At 56.6% G+C, this 13,565-nt stretch carries 9 protein-coding genes; 7 read left to right on the top strand and 2 right to left on the bottom strand.

What is annotated here, in order from left to right:
• The first annotated feature begins 26 nt into the window (after positions 1-26).
• The 7 genes from AC6EI9_RS10340 to purF all read left to right on the top strand — a co-directional run bounded on the left by AC6EI9_RS10340 (position 27) and on the right by purF (position 10,069).
• Positions 27-1,907 carry an ABC1 kinase family protein gene (locus AC6EI9_RS10340; RefSeq protein WP_498467687.1) on the top strand — a complete coding sequence of 627 codons (1,881 nt, stop codon included), beginning with the start codon at positions 27-29 and terminating at the stop codon, positions 1,905-1,907.
• A gap of 23 nt (positions 1,908-1,930) precedes the next feature.
• Complete coding sequence (locus AC6EI9_RS10335) at positions 1,931-2,515, top strand: alpha/beta hydrolase (RefSeq protein ID WP_498467686.1); 585 nt, start codon at positions 1,931-1,933, stop codon at positions 2,513-2,515.
• Positions 2,516-2,616: 101 nt separating this feature from the next.
• Positions 2,617-3,675 carry a threonine synthase gene (gene thrC / locus AC6EI9_RS10330; protein WP_498470023.1) on the top strand — a complete coding sequence of 353 codons (1,059 nt, stop codon included), beginning with the start codon at positions 2,617-2,619 and terminating at the stop codon, positions 3,673-3,675.
• A 464-nt stretch (positions 3,676-4,139) separates the two neighbouring features.
• The gene (dnaN, locus tag AC6EI9_RS10325) at positions 4,140-5,306 is read left to right on the top strand and encodes a DNA polymerase III subunit beta (RefSeq protein WP_498470022.1); all 1,167 of its coding nucleotides are present in this window, start codon (positions 4,140-4,142) and stop codon (positions 5,304-5,306) included.
• 2 nt (positions 5,307-5,308) lie between these two features.
• A complete protein-coding gene (locus tag AC6EI9_RS10320) occupies positions 5,309-6,079 on the top strand; it encodes an RNA methyltransferase (RefSeq protein WP_498467685.1) in 771 nt (256 codons plus the stop codon).
• A 50-nt stretch (positions 6,080-6,129) separates the two neighbouring features.
• On the top strand, positions 6,130-8,472 hold the full coding sequence (purL, locus tag AC6EI9_RS10315; RefSeq protein ID WP_498470021.1) for a phosphoribosylformylglycinamidine synthase subunit PurL: 2,343 nt from the start codon (positions 6,130-6,132) through the stop codon (positions 8,470-8,472).
• A 139-nt stretch (positions 8,473-8,611) separates the two neighbouring features.
• Entirely contained in the window at positions 8,612-10,069 is a 1,458-nt protein-coding gene (gene purF / locus AC6EI9_RS10310) for an amidophosphoribosyltransferase (protein WP_498467684.1), read from the top strand.
• 31 nt (positions 10,070-10,100) lie between these two features.
• Here purF and AC6EI9_RS10305 read toward each other — a convergent pair whose 3' ends face one another.
• Both AC6EI9_RS10305 and AC6EI9_RS10300 read right to left on the bottom strand, forming a co-directional pair.
• Positions 10,101-12,617 carry a DNA gyrase/topoisomerase IV subunit A gene (locus tag AC6EI9_RS10305; RefSeq protein ID WP_498467683.1) on the bottom strand — a complete coding sequence of 839 codons (2,517 nt, stop codon included), beginning with the start codon at positions 12,615-12,617 and terminating at the stop codon, positions 10,101-10,103.
• A 55-nt stretch (positions 12,618-12,672) separates the two neighbouring features.
• Positions 12,673-13,527 carry a tetratricopeptide repeat protein gene (locus tag AC6EI9_RS10300; RefSeq protein WP_498467682.1) on the bottom strand — a complete coding sequence of 285 codons (855 nt, stop codon included), beginning with the start codon at positions 13,525-13,527 and terminating at the stop codon, positions 12,673-12,675.
• Positions 13,528-13,565: the final 38 nt, after the last annotated feature.

Below are 13,565 nucleotides of genomic sequence, written 5' to 3'. Positions count from 1 at the left end.
GCTTTGCTCGTTTAGAAGGGGTGCACATGGCATTGAGGCCAGTGGCCCCTCAAGAACTCGGAGATTTCATCGAAGCCGCCGGTCTACTGACGTATGACCCGGCTGCCATCACCCGGATCTACGCGGGTCATCCCCAACGGCTGCTGCGACGTCTATGGCAGACATTGGTGCCAATTGGAATGCTGCTGATCGGCATCGGTTTCGACTGGATCTTCCAGCTGCTCAAGGATCAGCAGCGAGCTCGAAGCAGGGCGCGGGAATGCTCTGAACTGCTGGTGGAGCTCGGACCGGCCTTCATCAAAGCGGGCCAGGCTCTCTCCACACGTCCAGACATCGTGCCTCCGGTGCTGCTGGAGGAACTTGCCCAGCTTCAGGACCAACTTCCAGGGTTCGACAGCGCTCTGGCCATGGCCTGCATCGAGGAAGATCTGGGTGCTCCAGTCGACAGCATCTACGCGGAACTGGAACGCGAGCCGATCTCCGCTGCCTCTCTTGGCCAGGTGCATCGCGGAACGTTGCACGACGGTCAACGTGTTGCCGTGAAAGTGCAAAGGCCTGGTCTGCGCGAACAGATCACGCTTGATCTCTACATCGTGCGCAACATCGCCGCCTGGCTCAACAGCAATATCGGCCTGATCCGCAGCGATCTTGTTGCCCTAATTGATGAACTGGGCAGTCGGGTGTTCGAAGAAATGGACTACCTGAATGAAGCCTCAAATGCGGAGAAATTCAGCGAGCTGCATCAAAGAAATCCCCGGATCGCTGTTCCAAAGATCTATCGAGAAGCCACCAGTCGAAGGGTGCTGACGATGGAATGGATCGACGGCGTCAAGCTCACCAACCTTGAGGCGGTGAGAGACATGGGCATCGATCCCGACGACATGGTGTCTGTGGGCGTGAACTGCAGCCTCCAACAGCTTCTTGAGCACGGCTTTTTCCACGCCGATCCACATCCAGGCAATCTGCTGGCCCTCGCTGATGGACGGCTCTGCTACCTGGACTTCGGAATGATGAGCGAGGTCTCGCGGGAATCACGCACAGGATTGATCCAAGCCGTGGTTCACCTGGTGAACCGTAATTTCGGCAAATTGTCCAAGGATTTCGTCAACCTTGGTTTCCTTGCGGAGGACGTGAATCTGGAGCCCATTGTTCCAGCGTTTGAAACCGTGTTCAGTCAGGCACTGGAGGCAGGTGTCAGCCGCATGGACTTCAAAGCGGTCACCGATGATCTCTCAGGGGTGATGTACAAGTTCCCGTTCAGAGTTCCGCCCTACTACGCACTGATCATCCGCTCACTGGTCACCCTTGAGGGGATTGCCCTGAGCGTGGATTCCGACTTCAAGATTCTCGGAGCTGCCTATCCCTACTTCGCGCGCCGACTGATGGAGGATCCGGATCCACAGCTCCGGCAGAGCCTGAAAGAGATGTTGTTCGACGGCGATATCTTCAGCTGGACCCGGCTGGAAAATCTGGTGGCCAGTGCAGCCAGTCAAGACCAGCTGGACCTGGAAGCCCTGCTGGATCAAGTTCTGGATTTCCTGGTGTCAACCCATGGGGGCATGCTGCGCCATCAGCTCGTTGAAACCGCAGCCGATCGCATCGATTCACTGGGGTGGATGACCCTGCAACGGATTGGACGGCGTCTGCCCCGTCCATTGCAACCCTCCCGGCTGATGGCGTCGGGAGCCGAGTTGGATCAGGACTTCTATATGGACCTTGAACCGGTCCGTCAGCTCATCCAGGTGCTGCAACAGCTTCCAGGCTTCAGTCCTGATCTGCTGTTCAGTCGCTTGCCCCGATTGATGCGTGAGCCCGACGCCCGTCGCATGGGAGTTGAACTCGCACAGGGTCTGGCCGAACGAGGAGTTGTCCGACTGGTCAAAGCAGCAGCAGGAGTCTCCCCCTAGATTCCGAGCAACTCAATCTGCCCATGTCTGCACGATCACGCCTTCGCAGGCACGCTCTGGCAACAGGTTCGGCGATGGCTCTGAGCCTACTGAGTTGCTTCCAACCCGTTCACGCCGCGAAGGACGTTGCCCTGGTGAGCGGGGCTTTCATCCGTTCGATCAGTGTTGCGGACCTCGCTTACCTGGCTGAAACCGGCGAAGCTCGGGGACTGCTGGTCGAGCTTCTGAAACTGAGCCGTCAGGATCCCGAGGAGGTTGCAAAACTGCTCAATCAGGAGCTGAATCTGCCACTGGTGCTCACGAGCAGGCTGATGTCCACAAGGATCGGAGATGTGATTCTGACCAGGGTGGCTCGGATCATCTATCCACTGAGAGTTCCCGCGCCCTCGGTGAGTGTTCCAGCCATCCGCGCTGGCGTGATCAACGGGCTGCAGATCGGTGAAGGCGGATTGACAGCCATCAAATTTCTTGAGGCCTATCCATCGGACGTGATGGAAGTGAATATCCCAGCACTCCTTGCCGTGATCGAAAAAGCAGAATCCATCGCAGGCCTGGTGCAGTTCTTCTCAGATTCCCCCCTGGACGGTCTGAAGGACGGCAGCAACTGAACCAGGCTGCAGTGCCTGCCACATAGATTCCTGAGGAACATTGCCCTGCGCAGGTGTCACTGCTCAACAGCTTCCGTCGCCGCTTCTCCCCTGCTCCTGTCATGCAGGACTGGCCAGGGCTGATTGAGGCTTACAGAACCTGGTTACCAGTGAGCAACTCCACTCCGGTGGTGACCTTGAGAGAAGGCGCAACCCCCTTGATCCCCGTGCCTTCGATCGCCGAACGGATCGGAAAGGGGGTGAAGGTCTACGTGAAATACGACGGTTTGAACCCGACTGGTTCGTTCAAGGACCGGGGCATGACCATGGCGATCAGCAAAGCCAAGGAGGCTGGATGTGAAGCGGTGATCTGTGCCAGTACCGGCAACACATCAGCGGCAGCCGCGGCCTATGCACGACGGGCAGGGATGCGGGCCTTCGTGCTGATCCCCGATGGATATGTCGCCCAGGGAAAGCTGGCTCAGGCACTGGTTTACGGCGCCGAGGTGCTCGCCATTCGCGGCAACTTTGATAAGGCACTGGACATTGTGCGGGAAGTGTCGAATCAGTACCCGGTCACCTTGGTGAATTCGGTGAACCCCTATCGCCTCCAGGGCCAGAAAACAGCCGCGTTCGAACTGATCGATGCTCTCGGTGATGCCCCCGACTGGTTGTGCATCCCAATGGGCAACGCCGGCAACATCACCGCCTACTGGATGGGCTTTCAGGAGTATCACCAGGCGGGTCGAAGCCGCACGCTGCCCAGAATGATGGGCTTCCAGGCCAGTGGATCAGCTCCGTTGGTCAACGAAACCACGGTGACCGATCCAGAAACGATCGCCACGGCCATCCGCATCGGCAATCCCGTCAACAGGGAGAAAGCCATTGCCGCACGGTCGGCAAGCAACGGCGCTTTCCTGGATGTGACAGATGAGGAAATCCTTCAGGCTTACAAGCTGCTGGGCGGGCAGGAAGGCGTGTTCTGCGAACCAGCCAGCGCTGCTTCAGTGGCAGGTCTGCTCAAACGCAAAGACGAAGTGCCGGCAGGAGCCACGGTGGTTTGCGTGCTCACGGGCAACGGACTGAAAGACCCCGATTGCGCCATCAACAACAATGACGCTGCCTTCCATACCGATCTGAACCCTGACCTGAGCACGGTGGCCAAAGTGATGGGTTTTTGAGTCCTCACCACAGCCCCAGATGATCTGCATCGCGAAAGAACCCCTCCCGAGAAGGGGTTTTTTGATGTCGAAAGGGCGAAAGGGAACAGCGGCCAGATGACGAACTGCCTGCGGAAGCTGGCGGAAAACCATGCCTGAAAGCTGTGGAGAACCAGACCCAGAAGCCTCCCTCCTCGACCGTTCCAATTTCCCCAGGCTGTTGATTCTGTGAAAAACAGCAGTTTCTCCTCACCGGCAAAAAAAGAATCCCCAGGCCTGTGTGATCAGGAAACGACTGATCAGCAAGGGACTTGATGGTTTTCCACGGTTTCCACAGGCCCTACTACGGCTGTTTTTGTTGTTTCTTCTAAAAGACTTAAACAGCCAGTAATCAGCAAGAAGGGCATGTTCGTTTGGACCATTGCGCTTCGTGCGTCCCTGTGAAACCGTGGGTGACCTCAGGCCTTGCAGCGGACAACGTCGCCATGAAACTGGTTTGTTCCCAAACGGAACTCAACGCTGCTCTGCAATTGGTCAGCAGGGCGGTTGCAGCGAGACCGACCCATCCGGTGCTTGCCAACGTGTTGCTGACCGCGGATGCCGGCACTGATCGATTGAGCCTCACTGGCTTTGACCTCAATCTGGGCATTCAGACGTCTCTCGCTGCGACCGTCGAAACCAGTGGTGCGGTGACACTGCCAGCGCGGCTGTTTGGTGAGATCGTTTCGCGTCTTTCCAGCGATTCACCGATCACTCTGGTCACTGACGCCACCGGAGAGCAGGTGGAACTCACCAGCCTGAGTGGCAGCTATCAGATGCGAGGCATGCCTGCGGATGATTTCCCGGAGCTGCCTCTGGTTGAGAACGGCACAGCGCTCAAACTGGATCCAGCAGCTTTGGTGAAAGCACTGCGCAGCACGCTGTTTGCCAGCAGTTCCGATGAAGCCAAGCAGCTGCTCACCGGGGTGCATCTCCGTTTTGATCGCACCAGCCTTGAGGCTGCTTCCACGGACGGTCACCGTCTGGCAGTGCTCAGTGTTGATGACGCACTGCAGGACCCACTTGCTCTGTCCGATCAGGACGCTTCGGAAGAGGCTGGCCTCGCTGTCACCCTGCCCGCCCGCTCCCTGCGGGAAGTGGAACGTCTGATGGCGGGATGGAAAGGAACGGACGCTGTGAGTCTGTTTTGTGAAAGCGGTCAGGTTGTGGTTCTCGCCGCTGATCAGATGGTCACCAGTCGCACGCTCGAGGGCACGTACCCCAATTACCGCCAGCTCATTCCCGATTCGTTCAATCGCACGCTTGATCTTGATCGTCGGGCCTTCGTGGCTTCACTCGAACGCATCGCTGTTCTGGCAGATCAGCACAACAATGTTGTTCGTATCGGCAGTGATCCTGAGAAGGGTCTGGTTCAGATCAGTGCCGATGCTCAGGATGTTGGCAGTGGTTCGGAGTCCCTATCTGCTCAGATTGAAGGTGATCCCGTACAGATCGCATTCAATGTTCGTTATGTGCTTGATGGACTCAAAGCGATGGATTCGGAACGTGTTCGCCTGCAGTGCAATGCCCCGACAACCCCGGCCATTCTTTCACCATCTGATGATGCTTCGGGCCTCACCTATCTGGTGATGCCTGTTCAGATTCGTTCCTGACCTTGACGCTGCCTGATCCCCTCCTGCTCAGCGATCTGCTCAGGCATCGTGTGCGTTGTGATCAGGGGCTTGATCACGGCATTGGGGTGATGGCCTGGATGCATCCTCCGGTGCATCGCCTGCTGGGCTGGGTGAGTCGGCCTTCGGCTCTGCGTAATTCCCGCACCGTCTGGAGACTTGATCAGTGTCGTGGTCTCGACGATCAGCAGGTGTTTGTGAAAGGGGCGCCGTCAGAGATTGATCAGCTCACCCTTGAGCGACTTCCCACTTTGCTTGACGCCGATTTGCTCGGTGTCGCTGGAGAGCGCCTTGGTCAGGTTGCAGACCTCGCTTTTGTTCCCTCAACAGGAGAGATCCTTCACTACCTGGTGTCTCGCAGCGATCCACGTCTGCCAGGAAGCAGCCGCTGGCGGCTCACACCTGATCGCATTGTTGATCAACAGCCAGGGATGGTCTCCACGGGTCTTCGTGATCTGGATGATCTTCCCGAGGCTCGCGCCAGTGTTCGCCAGGATTTCGTTCGTCGGTCTCGTCACTGGCGAGAGCAGTTGCAACAGTTGGGTGATCGTGCCGGCGAACGGCTTGAAGGTTGGTTGGAGGAACCGCCTTGGGATGACCACCCCTCTCGTCGTGATCTCAACGAACCTGATGATCATCCCCAGCCCATGGATTCAGATCCACTGGAGGATTGGCAGGACGACGACTGGATTGATCGAGAGCCTGCTATGCAGAACCGACGGCCTGTCGAACGCGATGGGGATCCTTGGATCTGATTGGCACGGTCAGGCCGTCGGCAACACTGGGAGCAGATGACCTGTTGACTGTGGCCCAGTCTTCTTCTGTGGCTGAGACGTTTGATGTCGCGGCCGCCCTCCGCCAGGAAGGGCTCACGCAGCAGGATTACGTCGAGATTCAACGCCGCCTGGGGCGAGACCCCAACCGCGCTGAACTTGGCATGTTCGGGGTGATGTGGTCAGAGCACTGCTGTTACCGCAACTCCAGACCGCTGCTCAGTGGTTTTCCAACAGAGGGACCTCGCATCCTGGTGGGTCCGGGTGAGAACGCCGGTGTGGTGGATCTCGGAGGAGGCCATCGCCTCGCGTTCAAGATTGAGAGTCACAACCACCCTTCGGCGGTGGAACCCTTTCAAGGTGCCGCGACAGGTGTTGGTGGAATCCTCCGCGACATCTTCACCATGGGTGCTCGTCCGATCGCGCTGCTGAATGCCTTGCGTTTTGGCCCCCTGGATGATCCCGCCAATGTCGGATTGATGCAGGGCGTGGTGGCAGGCATTGCCCATTACGGCAATTGCGTGGGCGTCCCCACCGTGGGGGGTGAAGTGGCTTTTGATCCCTCCTACAGCGGCAATCCTCTGGTCAATGCGATGGCCCTCGGTCTGATGGAGACCGACGACATTGTGAAATCCGGGGCCTCTGGAGTTGGTAATCCTGTGGTTTACGTGGGCAGCACCACCGGTCGTGATGGCATGGGTGGTGCCAGTTTTGCCAGCGCTGAGCTGAGTTCCGCCTCTTTGGATGATCGTCCAGCTGTGCAGGTGGGAGATCCCTTTCTGGAAAAGGGGTTGATTGAAGCCTGTCTGGAAGCATTCCAGAGCGGTGATGTGGTTGCCGCTCAAGACATGGGGGCTGCTGGTCTCACCTGCAGTTGTTCGGAGATGGCAGCCAAAGGGGATCTGGGAATTGAGCTGGATCTCGACAAGGTGCCTGCGCGGGAGCAGGGCATGACCGCTTACGAATACCTGTTATCTGAATCGCAGGAGCGCATGCTGTTCGTGGTGCGAGCTGGTCGCGAAGAGCCTCTGATGAAGCGTTTCCGGCGCTGGGGCCTACAGGCGGCTGTTGTGGGTCGCGTCCTGGCTGATCCTGTGGTTCGGGTGCTTCAGGCAGGCGTTGTGGCGGCAGAGGTCCCTTCGAGGGCCTTGGCGGAAGACACGCCGATCAATCACCATGATCTGCTTAGTGAGCCTCCTGCTGAGATTCAGGAGCTGTGGCGTTGGTCTGAAGCGGATCTTCCACTCCCAGGCCAAGACCATGACTGGAGTCAGAGTCTTCTGTGCTTGTTGGATGATCCAACGATTGCCAGCAAACGCTGGGTGCATCGTCAGTACGACCAGCAGGTTCTGGCGAACACCGTGGTGTCTTCTGAATCCGCAGACGCAGCAGTGGTCAGACTTCGGCCGCAGCAGGGTGAAGGATCGCTGGATGCCTCAACCAGGGGAGTGGCTGCCACGGTGGATTGTCCCAACCGTTGGGTGGCATTGGATCCTGAGCGGGGTGCCCAGGCAGCTGTTGCCGAAGCTGCACGCAATCTGAGTTGTGTCGGCGCTGAACCTCTTGCTGTCACCGACAATCTCAATTTTCCTTCGCCTGAAACCCCCAAGGGTTACTGGCAGCTTGCGAAGGCATGCCGCGGCATCTCGGACGCCTGCAGAGCTCTCAACACCCCCGTGACCGGTGGCAATGTCTCGCTCTACAACGAGATCAAAAAAGATGACGGCACGCTGCAGCCGATCCACCCCACGCCTGTGATCGGCATGGTGGGTGGTGTCGACGACATCGCGACCGTGATTGGTCTGGGATGGCGACAGGCTCAGGATTCCATCTACCTGATTGGCGTCGGCCCTGATGACGGCGACGCTATCTCTCTGGGCTTGGCAGGCAGTGCTTATCAACAGCTGATCACAGGGTCTCTGGCTGGTCGACCACCTTTGCCGGATCTTCCGATGGAAGCCAAGGTTGGCTGCTTTGTGCGTGAGGCGATTGCTCGCGGTCTGCTGGGCTCAGCTCATGACTGCAGCGATGGCGGTCTCTGCGTGGCTTTGGCGGAATCTTCGATGGCTTCGGGCTTGGGAATTGAGGTCGATCTCAGTGTTCAGGGTGTGCGTGTGGATCGTGTTCTGTTTGCCGAAGGTGGGAGTCGGATCGTGGTGTCGGTCAAGGCAGATCGCATGGGTCCATGGGAAGCTCTGTTAGCTGAGCAGGACGATCTGCCAATCACTCGGATTGGTGTTGTGACCGAGCAGCCTTGCCTGCAGGTTTGTGTTGATCAGGATCCTTGTCTGACTCTGGCCATTGAGCAATGTCGTCATGTCTACAGCAGTTCATTACCGCGAAGAATTGATGGCAACGGGGAGCTTTCTCAATGACCATGCGTCGCTTTGCTAATGTTGAAATGATTTTATCTCCTGCCTTGTTTGATCTTCGAGCGGATCATATTGCCGATATATTTATGAATTCAATGGTCATATTTTGCTCATTCAATAACTTTGATAGCGAGTCGTAGTTATGTGTGGAATTATTGGTGTGTTTTCTGTTGATTCTGTTAATCAGCAGATCTATGACAACCTTCTTCTGCTTCAGCATCGTGGACAGGATTCCGCAGGAATTGTCACGATGGACAACTATACGTTTCACGTCCATAAACAACGTGGACGAGTTCGTGAAGCATTCCGAACGCGCGACATGCGCAAACTGCTTGGAAATGTTGGTATTGGCCATGTTCGCTATGCCACCAGTGGAGCTGCTGCAGCTGAAGATGAAGTTCAGCCTTTTTATGTCAATGCTCCGTATGGAATCACTTTTGTTCATAATGGGAATCTGACCAATACCAGTCAGCTTGAACAGGATCTTTTCAAGATTGATCGTCGCCATACCAACTCCTCCAGTGACACGGAGATGTTGGTGAATGTTTTGGCCACTGAAATCCAATCCCATCTCACTGGTCCTGATCTTTCTCCCGACCAGTTGTTTGATGCTGTGTCGTCTCTGCATCGCAGAGTCAAGGGTTCCTATGCAGCGATTGCTCTGATTTCAGGCCGCGGCCTTCTTGCTTTTCGAGATCCTTTTGGCATCAGACCCTTGATTCTTGGTCGCAGGACCGCGAAAAATGGTCGGGATGAATGGATCGTTGCAAGTGAATCGCTTGTGATTGAAAATAGTGGTTATGAAGTTGTTCGTGATGTTGAACCTGGGGAGGCGATCTTTATCGACTTTGATTTTAATTTGCACCAACGGCAGTGTGCGCAGTCATCTCAGCTTGTTCCATGTGCATTTGAATATGTTTATCTAGCAAGGCCAGATTCCGTCATGAATGGAATTTCTGTTTATGAAACAAGGCTTCGCATGGGTGATCTGCTTGCAAAAACAATCTCTGACTCATTACCAGCTGGTGATATCGATGTTGTGATGCCGATACCAGATTCAGCCAGACCTTCTGCAATGCAGGTGGCCAAACAACTTGGGATTGAATACCGCGAAGGATTTTATAAAAACCGTTATGTTGGTCGTACGTTCATTATGCCAGGACAAGCGGAAAGGAAAAAGTCAGTACGGCAAAAACTCAATGCATTGGGCACTGAATTTGCTGGAAAAAATGTTCTTATTGTGGATGATTCCATTGTTCGTGGCACGACATCCAGGGAAATTGTGCAGATGGCGCGCGACGCTGGAGCGAATCAGGTCACATTCACATCGGCTGCCCCGCCTGTTCGCTTTCCCAATGTGTATGGGATCAATATGCCCACGAGGGGAGAGCTTCTGGCTCATGGACGCTCGACTGATCAAATTGCGGATGTGCTCGCTGCCGATCATGTTGTGTATCAGAGCGTTGATAATCTCAAGAAAAGTATTGTCCACGGAACTGACATCCAGGACCTTGAGATGTCCTGTTTTGACGGTCAATATGTGACCGGAGATATTGATGAGGACTACTTCGAGTGGTTGGAGGGGAACTGCAGTTCTTGAAAAAGAACTTTAAATTCATCTTGGAACGTATTCAGCACAACAGAGGAACAAGTTGAACCAATGTTTCTTCTGTCTTGAATTTTAGCTGTGAGGGTTGATTGCTATCCATGCTGATTGCTGTGTTTTGGATGCGTGCGTGGCGCCCTTTGTTGGTCACCACACCCACCAGTTCTGCGCTTTCACAGACTGAGACCAGGCGATCGGTTTCTTTGTGATCGCCGTTCAGTTTCACAGCGATTTCCCCTAGATCTCCACGTTTGCATCGGCGTAGTTCGCTGAGGGAGAGGCGAATCAGATCACCGTTGTTGGTTCCGATCAGCACCTCACCACTGTTGTTTGATTCAGAACTGTTTGATTCAGAATTGTTGCTGTCAGCGGGTTGGCTGACAGCTCCCACAAGGTTTTCTCCGGGCAGCATGCGCATGGTCATTGGCCCCTGGGCCAACTTGCCCATCAAGGGCAGGCACTGCTCTTCAACAGGAAGACAGAGAATTCGACCGATGTCACTCAACAGAGCCACGGTTCCTCCTTGTTCGCAAATCACTGCTGAAAGCAGTGAGACGCCTTCCTTCAGTTTGAGGATGGTGGCGGCGCGACCCGAGAGCTCCTGAATCTCGTCCAGTGGAAGTCGTTTGAAGCGTCCGTCTGTCGTTAACAGACCAAGAGACATGCGGCTGTTGGTGTTTTTGTCATCGACGGCTGGAAGTCGAAGCAGGTTGATCACTGTTTCGCCCTCTAAAGCGGTCGGCAGGAAACGCTCCAGTCCGCCAGGTTGCTGACCTGCAAACTCCCAGCGCACCAGTGCGATCCGACCACTGGCAGTGAGTGCCAGCAATCGCGGTGCAGGATTGATCGGCAGGATCAGTCGCGCTGGAGAAGGTTCATCGCCCAGATCGACAGCTTCATTGAGATGCAATCGGCCGAGGAGCTGGGGGCTCACCACCTTCACCTGGCCGTCGGTTTGGATCAGGATCCGCGATTCTGGTGGCAGAGCATCGAGGGCCTGGCGGCGTTGCAGTTCGGCATTGGGGCGCTGGCTTGCTGCCCGTTCCGCCAGCAGGTGATCACCTCCTTCCACCAGACGGGTGCGGCGAGGGGTGGCAAACCGTTTTTTCAGCTGGCGGAGCTCCTGAACCAGAGCATCCAGAAGCTGCTCGCGATTGTCCAGTAACAGCTTCAGTCTTTGCCGTTCAGCTCGCAGTTCATCTGCTTCCTGGCGCAGGCTCTCCTGCTCCAGCCCCGTGAGTCGTCGCAAGGGCATGGCCAGAACTGCATCCGCCTGTCGCTCGCTCAGATCCAGCTGCACCATCAGGCTCGCTCGGGCTGTTGATGCATCGCGCGCCTCCTGAATCATGGCGATGACTTTCTGTAGAGAGGCCAGCGCTGTGATCAGGCCTTCCACCACCTCGAGCCGGTCTTCCGTTTTGCGCAGGGCATGGCTGGTGCGGCGGATCAGCGTCAGTTCCCGATATTCCAGGAAGGTCTGCAGCATTCGCCGCAGCGACAGTTGGCGAGGTTGGCCGTCCACCAGTGCCAGCAGGATGGCTCCGAAATTGCTTTGCAGAGACGTTCGGCGCTGCAAGTCCTTGAGAACGGTGTCCGTATCAGCGTCTCGCCTCAGTTCCACCACAATCCGCATGCCTTCGCGGTCGCTTTCATCGCGAATGTCGGCGATGCCACCGATCTTTCCGTCGTTGACCTGTTCAGCAAGCTTTTCGATCCAGCCAGCCTTACTCAGTTGATAAGGAAGCTCAGTGACAATCACCGCATTGCGCTTGTGTTTGCCCTTTCCTGGTTGCACTTCCTCCACGTGGGCCACGCCCCGCATCGGAATGCTGCCGCGACCGCGCAGGTAGGTGTCACGGATTCCGCTGCCCAGCAGGACTTCACCGCCTGTCGGGAAATCTGGACCCGGGATCAGAGCCAGTAATTTCTCATCGCTCAGATCCGGTTTCCGAACCAATGCCACCAGCCCATCCACCACTTCACCGAGGTTGTGGGGGGGAATGCTGGTGGCCATGCCCACCGCGATGCCGGCACAGCCGTTCAGGAGCAGAAACGGCAGCTGTGCCGGCAGGACCGTTGGTTCCTGCTGGGACCCATCGAAGTTGGCGGCAAAATCGACCGTGTCGTCGCCGATCTCATCGAGCAATGCCTCGTGAGCAATCGGTGCCAGTCGCGTTTCGGTGTAACGCATTGCGGCTGGGGGGTCATCGTCCACGGAACCGAAATTGCCGTGGCCATCCAGCAGCGGATGGCGGCTTGAAAAAGTCTGGACCTGTCTGACAAGCGCGTCGTAGACCGCCTGATCGCCGTGAGGGTGATATTTACCGAGAACGTCGCCGACGACGCGGGCGCACTTGCGATATGGGCGATCAGGTGTGAGTCCAAGCTCGTGCATCGCATAGAGGATGCGGCGCTGAACCGGTTTGAGACCGTCGCGGACATCCGGCAGTGCCCGACCCACGATCACGCTCATCGCGTACTCGAGATAGGAGCGCTGCATCTCGTGATGCAGGGCGATCGGTTGAACGCGCTCCTCGGCCATCCGCTCCGGAATCAAGAAGGCAGAAGGCGCTTAGCCTACAGATCTTCCTTCTGAATCACTCAGCTGATTTGGGATCGGCATTGGCTTCAGCACGTTCGACGGCGCCTCTGAGGCTGGGTGTCGTCAGCAGAACGTCAGTCGCCTGGCGAAGTTTCGAGCCCCAGAGCTGATTCTCCTGATGCCCTGGCAGCACGTAATTGGGATCTTCAGCGAGCGCTTGACGAGCCAGTTCAAGCGATTCAGCGTCGCCCGGACTCTGTTGGTTGAGTGCAGCAGCCAAAGCCAGCATCGGCTCTGGGTTGTTCTTGATCGACAGCACAGAGCGCCAGCGTTTGATCGCTTCAGGTGTGTTGCCCATTTCGAACAGCACAAGAGCCTGATTATTCAGGGCTTCCCAGAAGCTGGGTTTGATGGTTGTGGCCTGCTCGAAAGCCTTCAGAGCTTGTCTCAGGTCCGACTGCATCACGCGGGCATTGCCGAGATCGAAGTAGGCACCCGCGTTTTTGGGGTCTAGTCGTAGACCCTCATCGAGAAGTGAGATGGCGTCATCCGGACGCTCGTCGCGCAGTGCAATCGACGCTTCTGCAAACCAGAGTCCGGCTTTTCCCGGTTTCAGTGCCTTGGCCTTGGCCAGAGAGCCGGCGGCCGCTTTGAGTTGATCACTGCGCAGCTGCGCTTCAGCCAGAACCGACCAAAGTCGTTCGTCATTGGGCTGGAGTCTGACGGCCAGTGCGGCAAGACTTGCTGCTTCCTCCGGTTGCCCCAGGCGCAGCAATTGCGCAGCGGTACGGCCAATGCCAACGCCGGCCCCCTCCAGTTCCTGGGCGCTGGGTGTGTAGACGTAGGGAGTCAGAGCTCTCACCGGTGCAGCGCTGAGAGCACCAAGGGTTCCTGTCAGCATCGTGATCATCAGAGCCTGATGCCAGCTCAGTCCTCTACGAGCTTGAA

It is taken from the genome of Synechococcus sp. MIT2312, assembly GCF_059772315.1.
Note: the sequence above shows the minus strand (reverse complement) of the source record. Positions and strands in the feature narration are given on the sequence as shown.

Bases quoted from the DNA above. Each gene is read 5' to 3' on its own strand.
- purF (WP_498467684.1), top strand. From the start codon at position 8,612: ATGTGTGGAATTATTGGTGTGTTTTCTGTTGATTCTGTTAATCAGCAG.
- AC6EI9_RS10340 (WP_498467687.1), top strand. From the start codon at position 27: ATGGCATTGAGGCCAGTGGCCCCTCAAGAACTCGGAGATTTCATCGAA.
- AC6EI9_RS10305 (WP_498467683.1), bottom strand. From the start codon at position 12,617: ATGGCCGAGGAGCGCGTTCAACCGATCGCCCTGCATCACGAGATGCAG.
- thrC (WP_498470023.1), top strand. From the start codon at position 2,617: ATGCAGGACTGGCCAGGGCTGATTGAGGCTTACAGAACCTGGTTACCA.
- AC6EI9_RS10300 (WP_498467682.1), bottom strand. From the start codon at position 13,527: ATGATCACGATGCTGACAGGAACCCTTGGTGCTCTCAGCGCTGCACCG.
- dnaN (WP_498470022.1), top strand. From the start codon at position 4,140: ATGAAACTGGTTTGTTCCCAAACGGAACTCAACGCTGCTCTGCAATTG.
- AC6EI9_RS10335 (WP_498467686.1), top strand. From the start codon at position 1,931: ATGTCTGCACGATCACGCCTTCGCAGGCACGCTCTGGCAACAGGTTCG.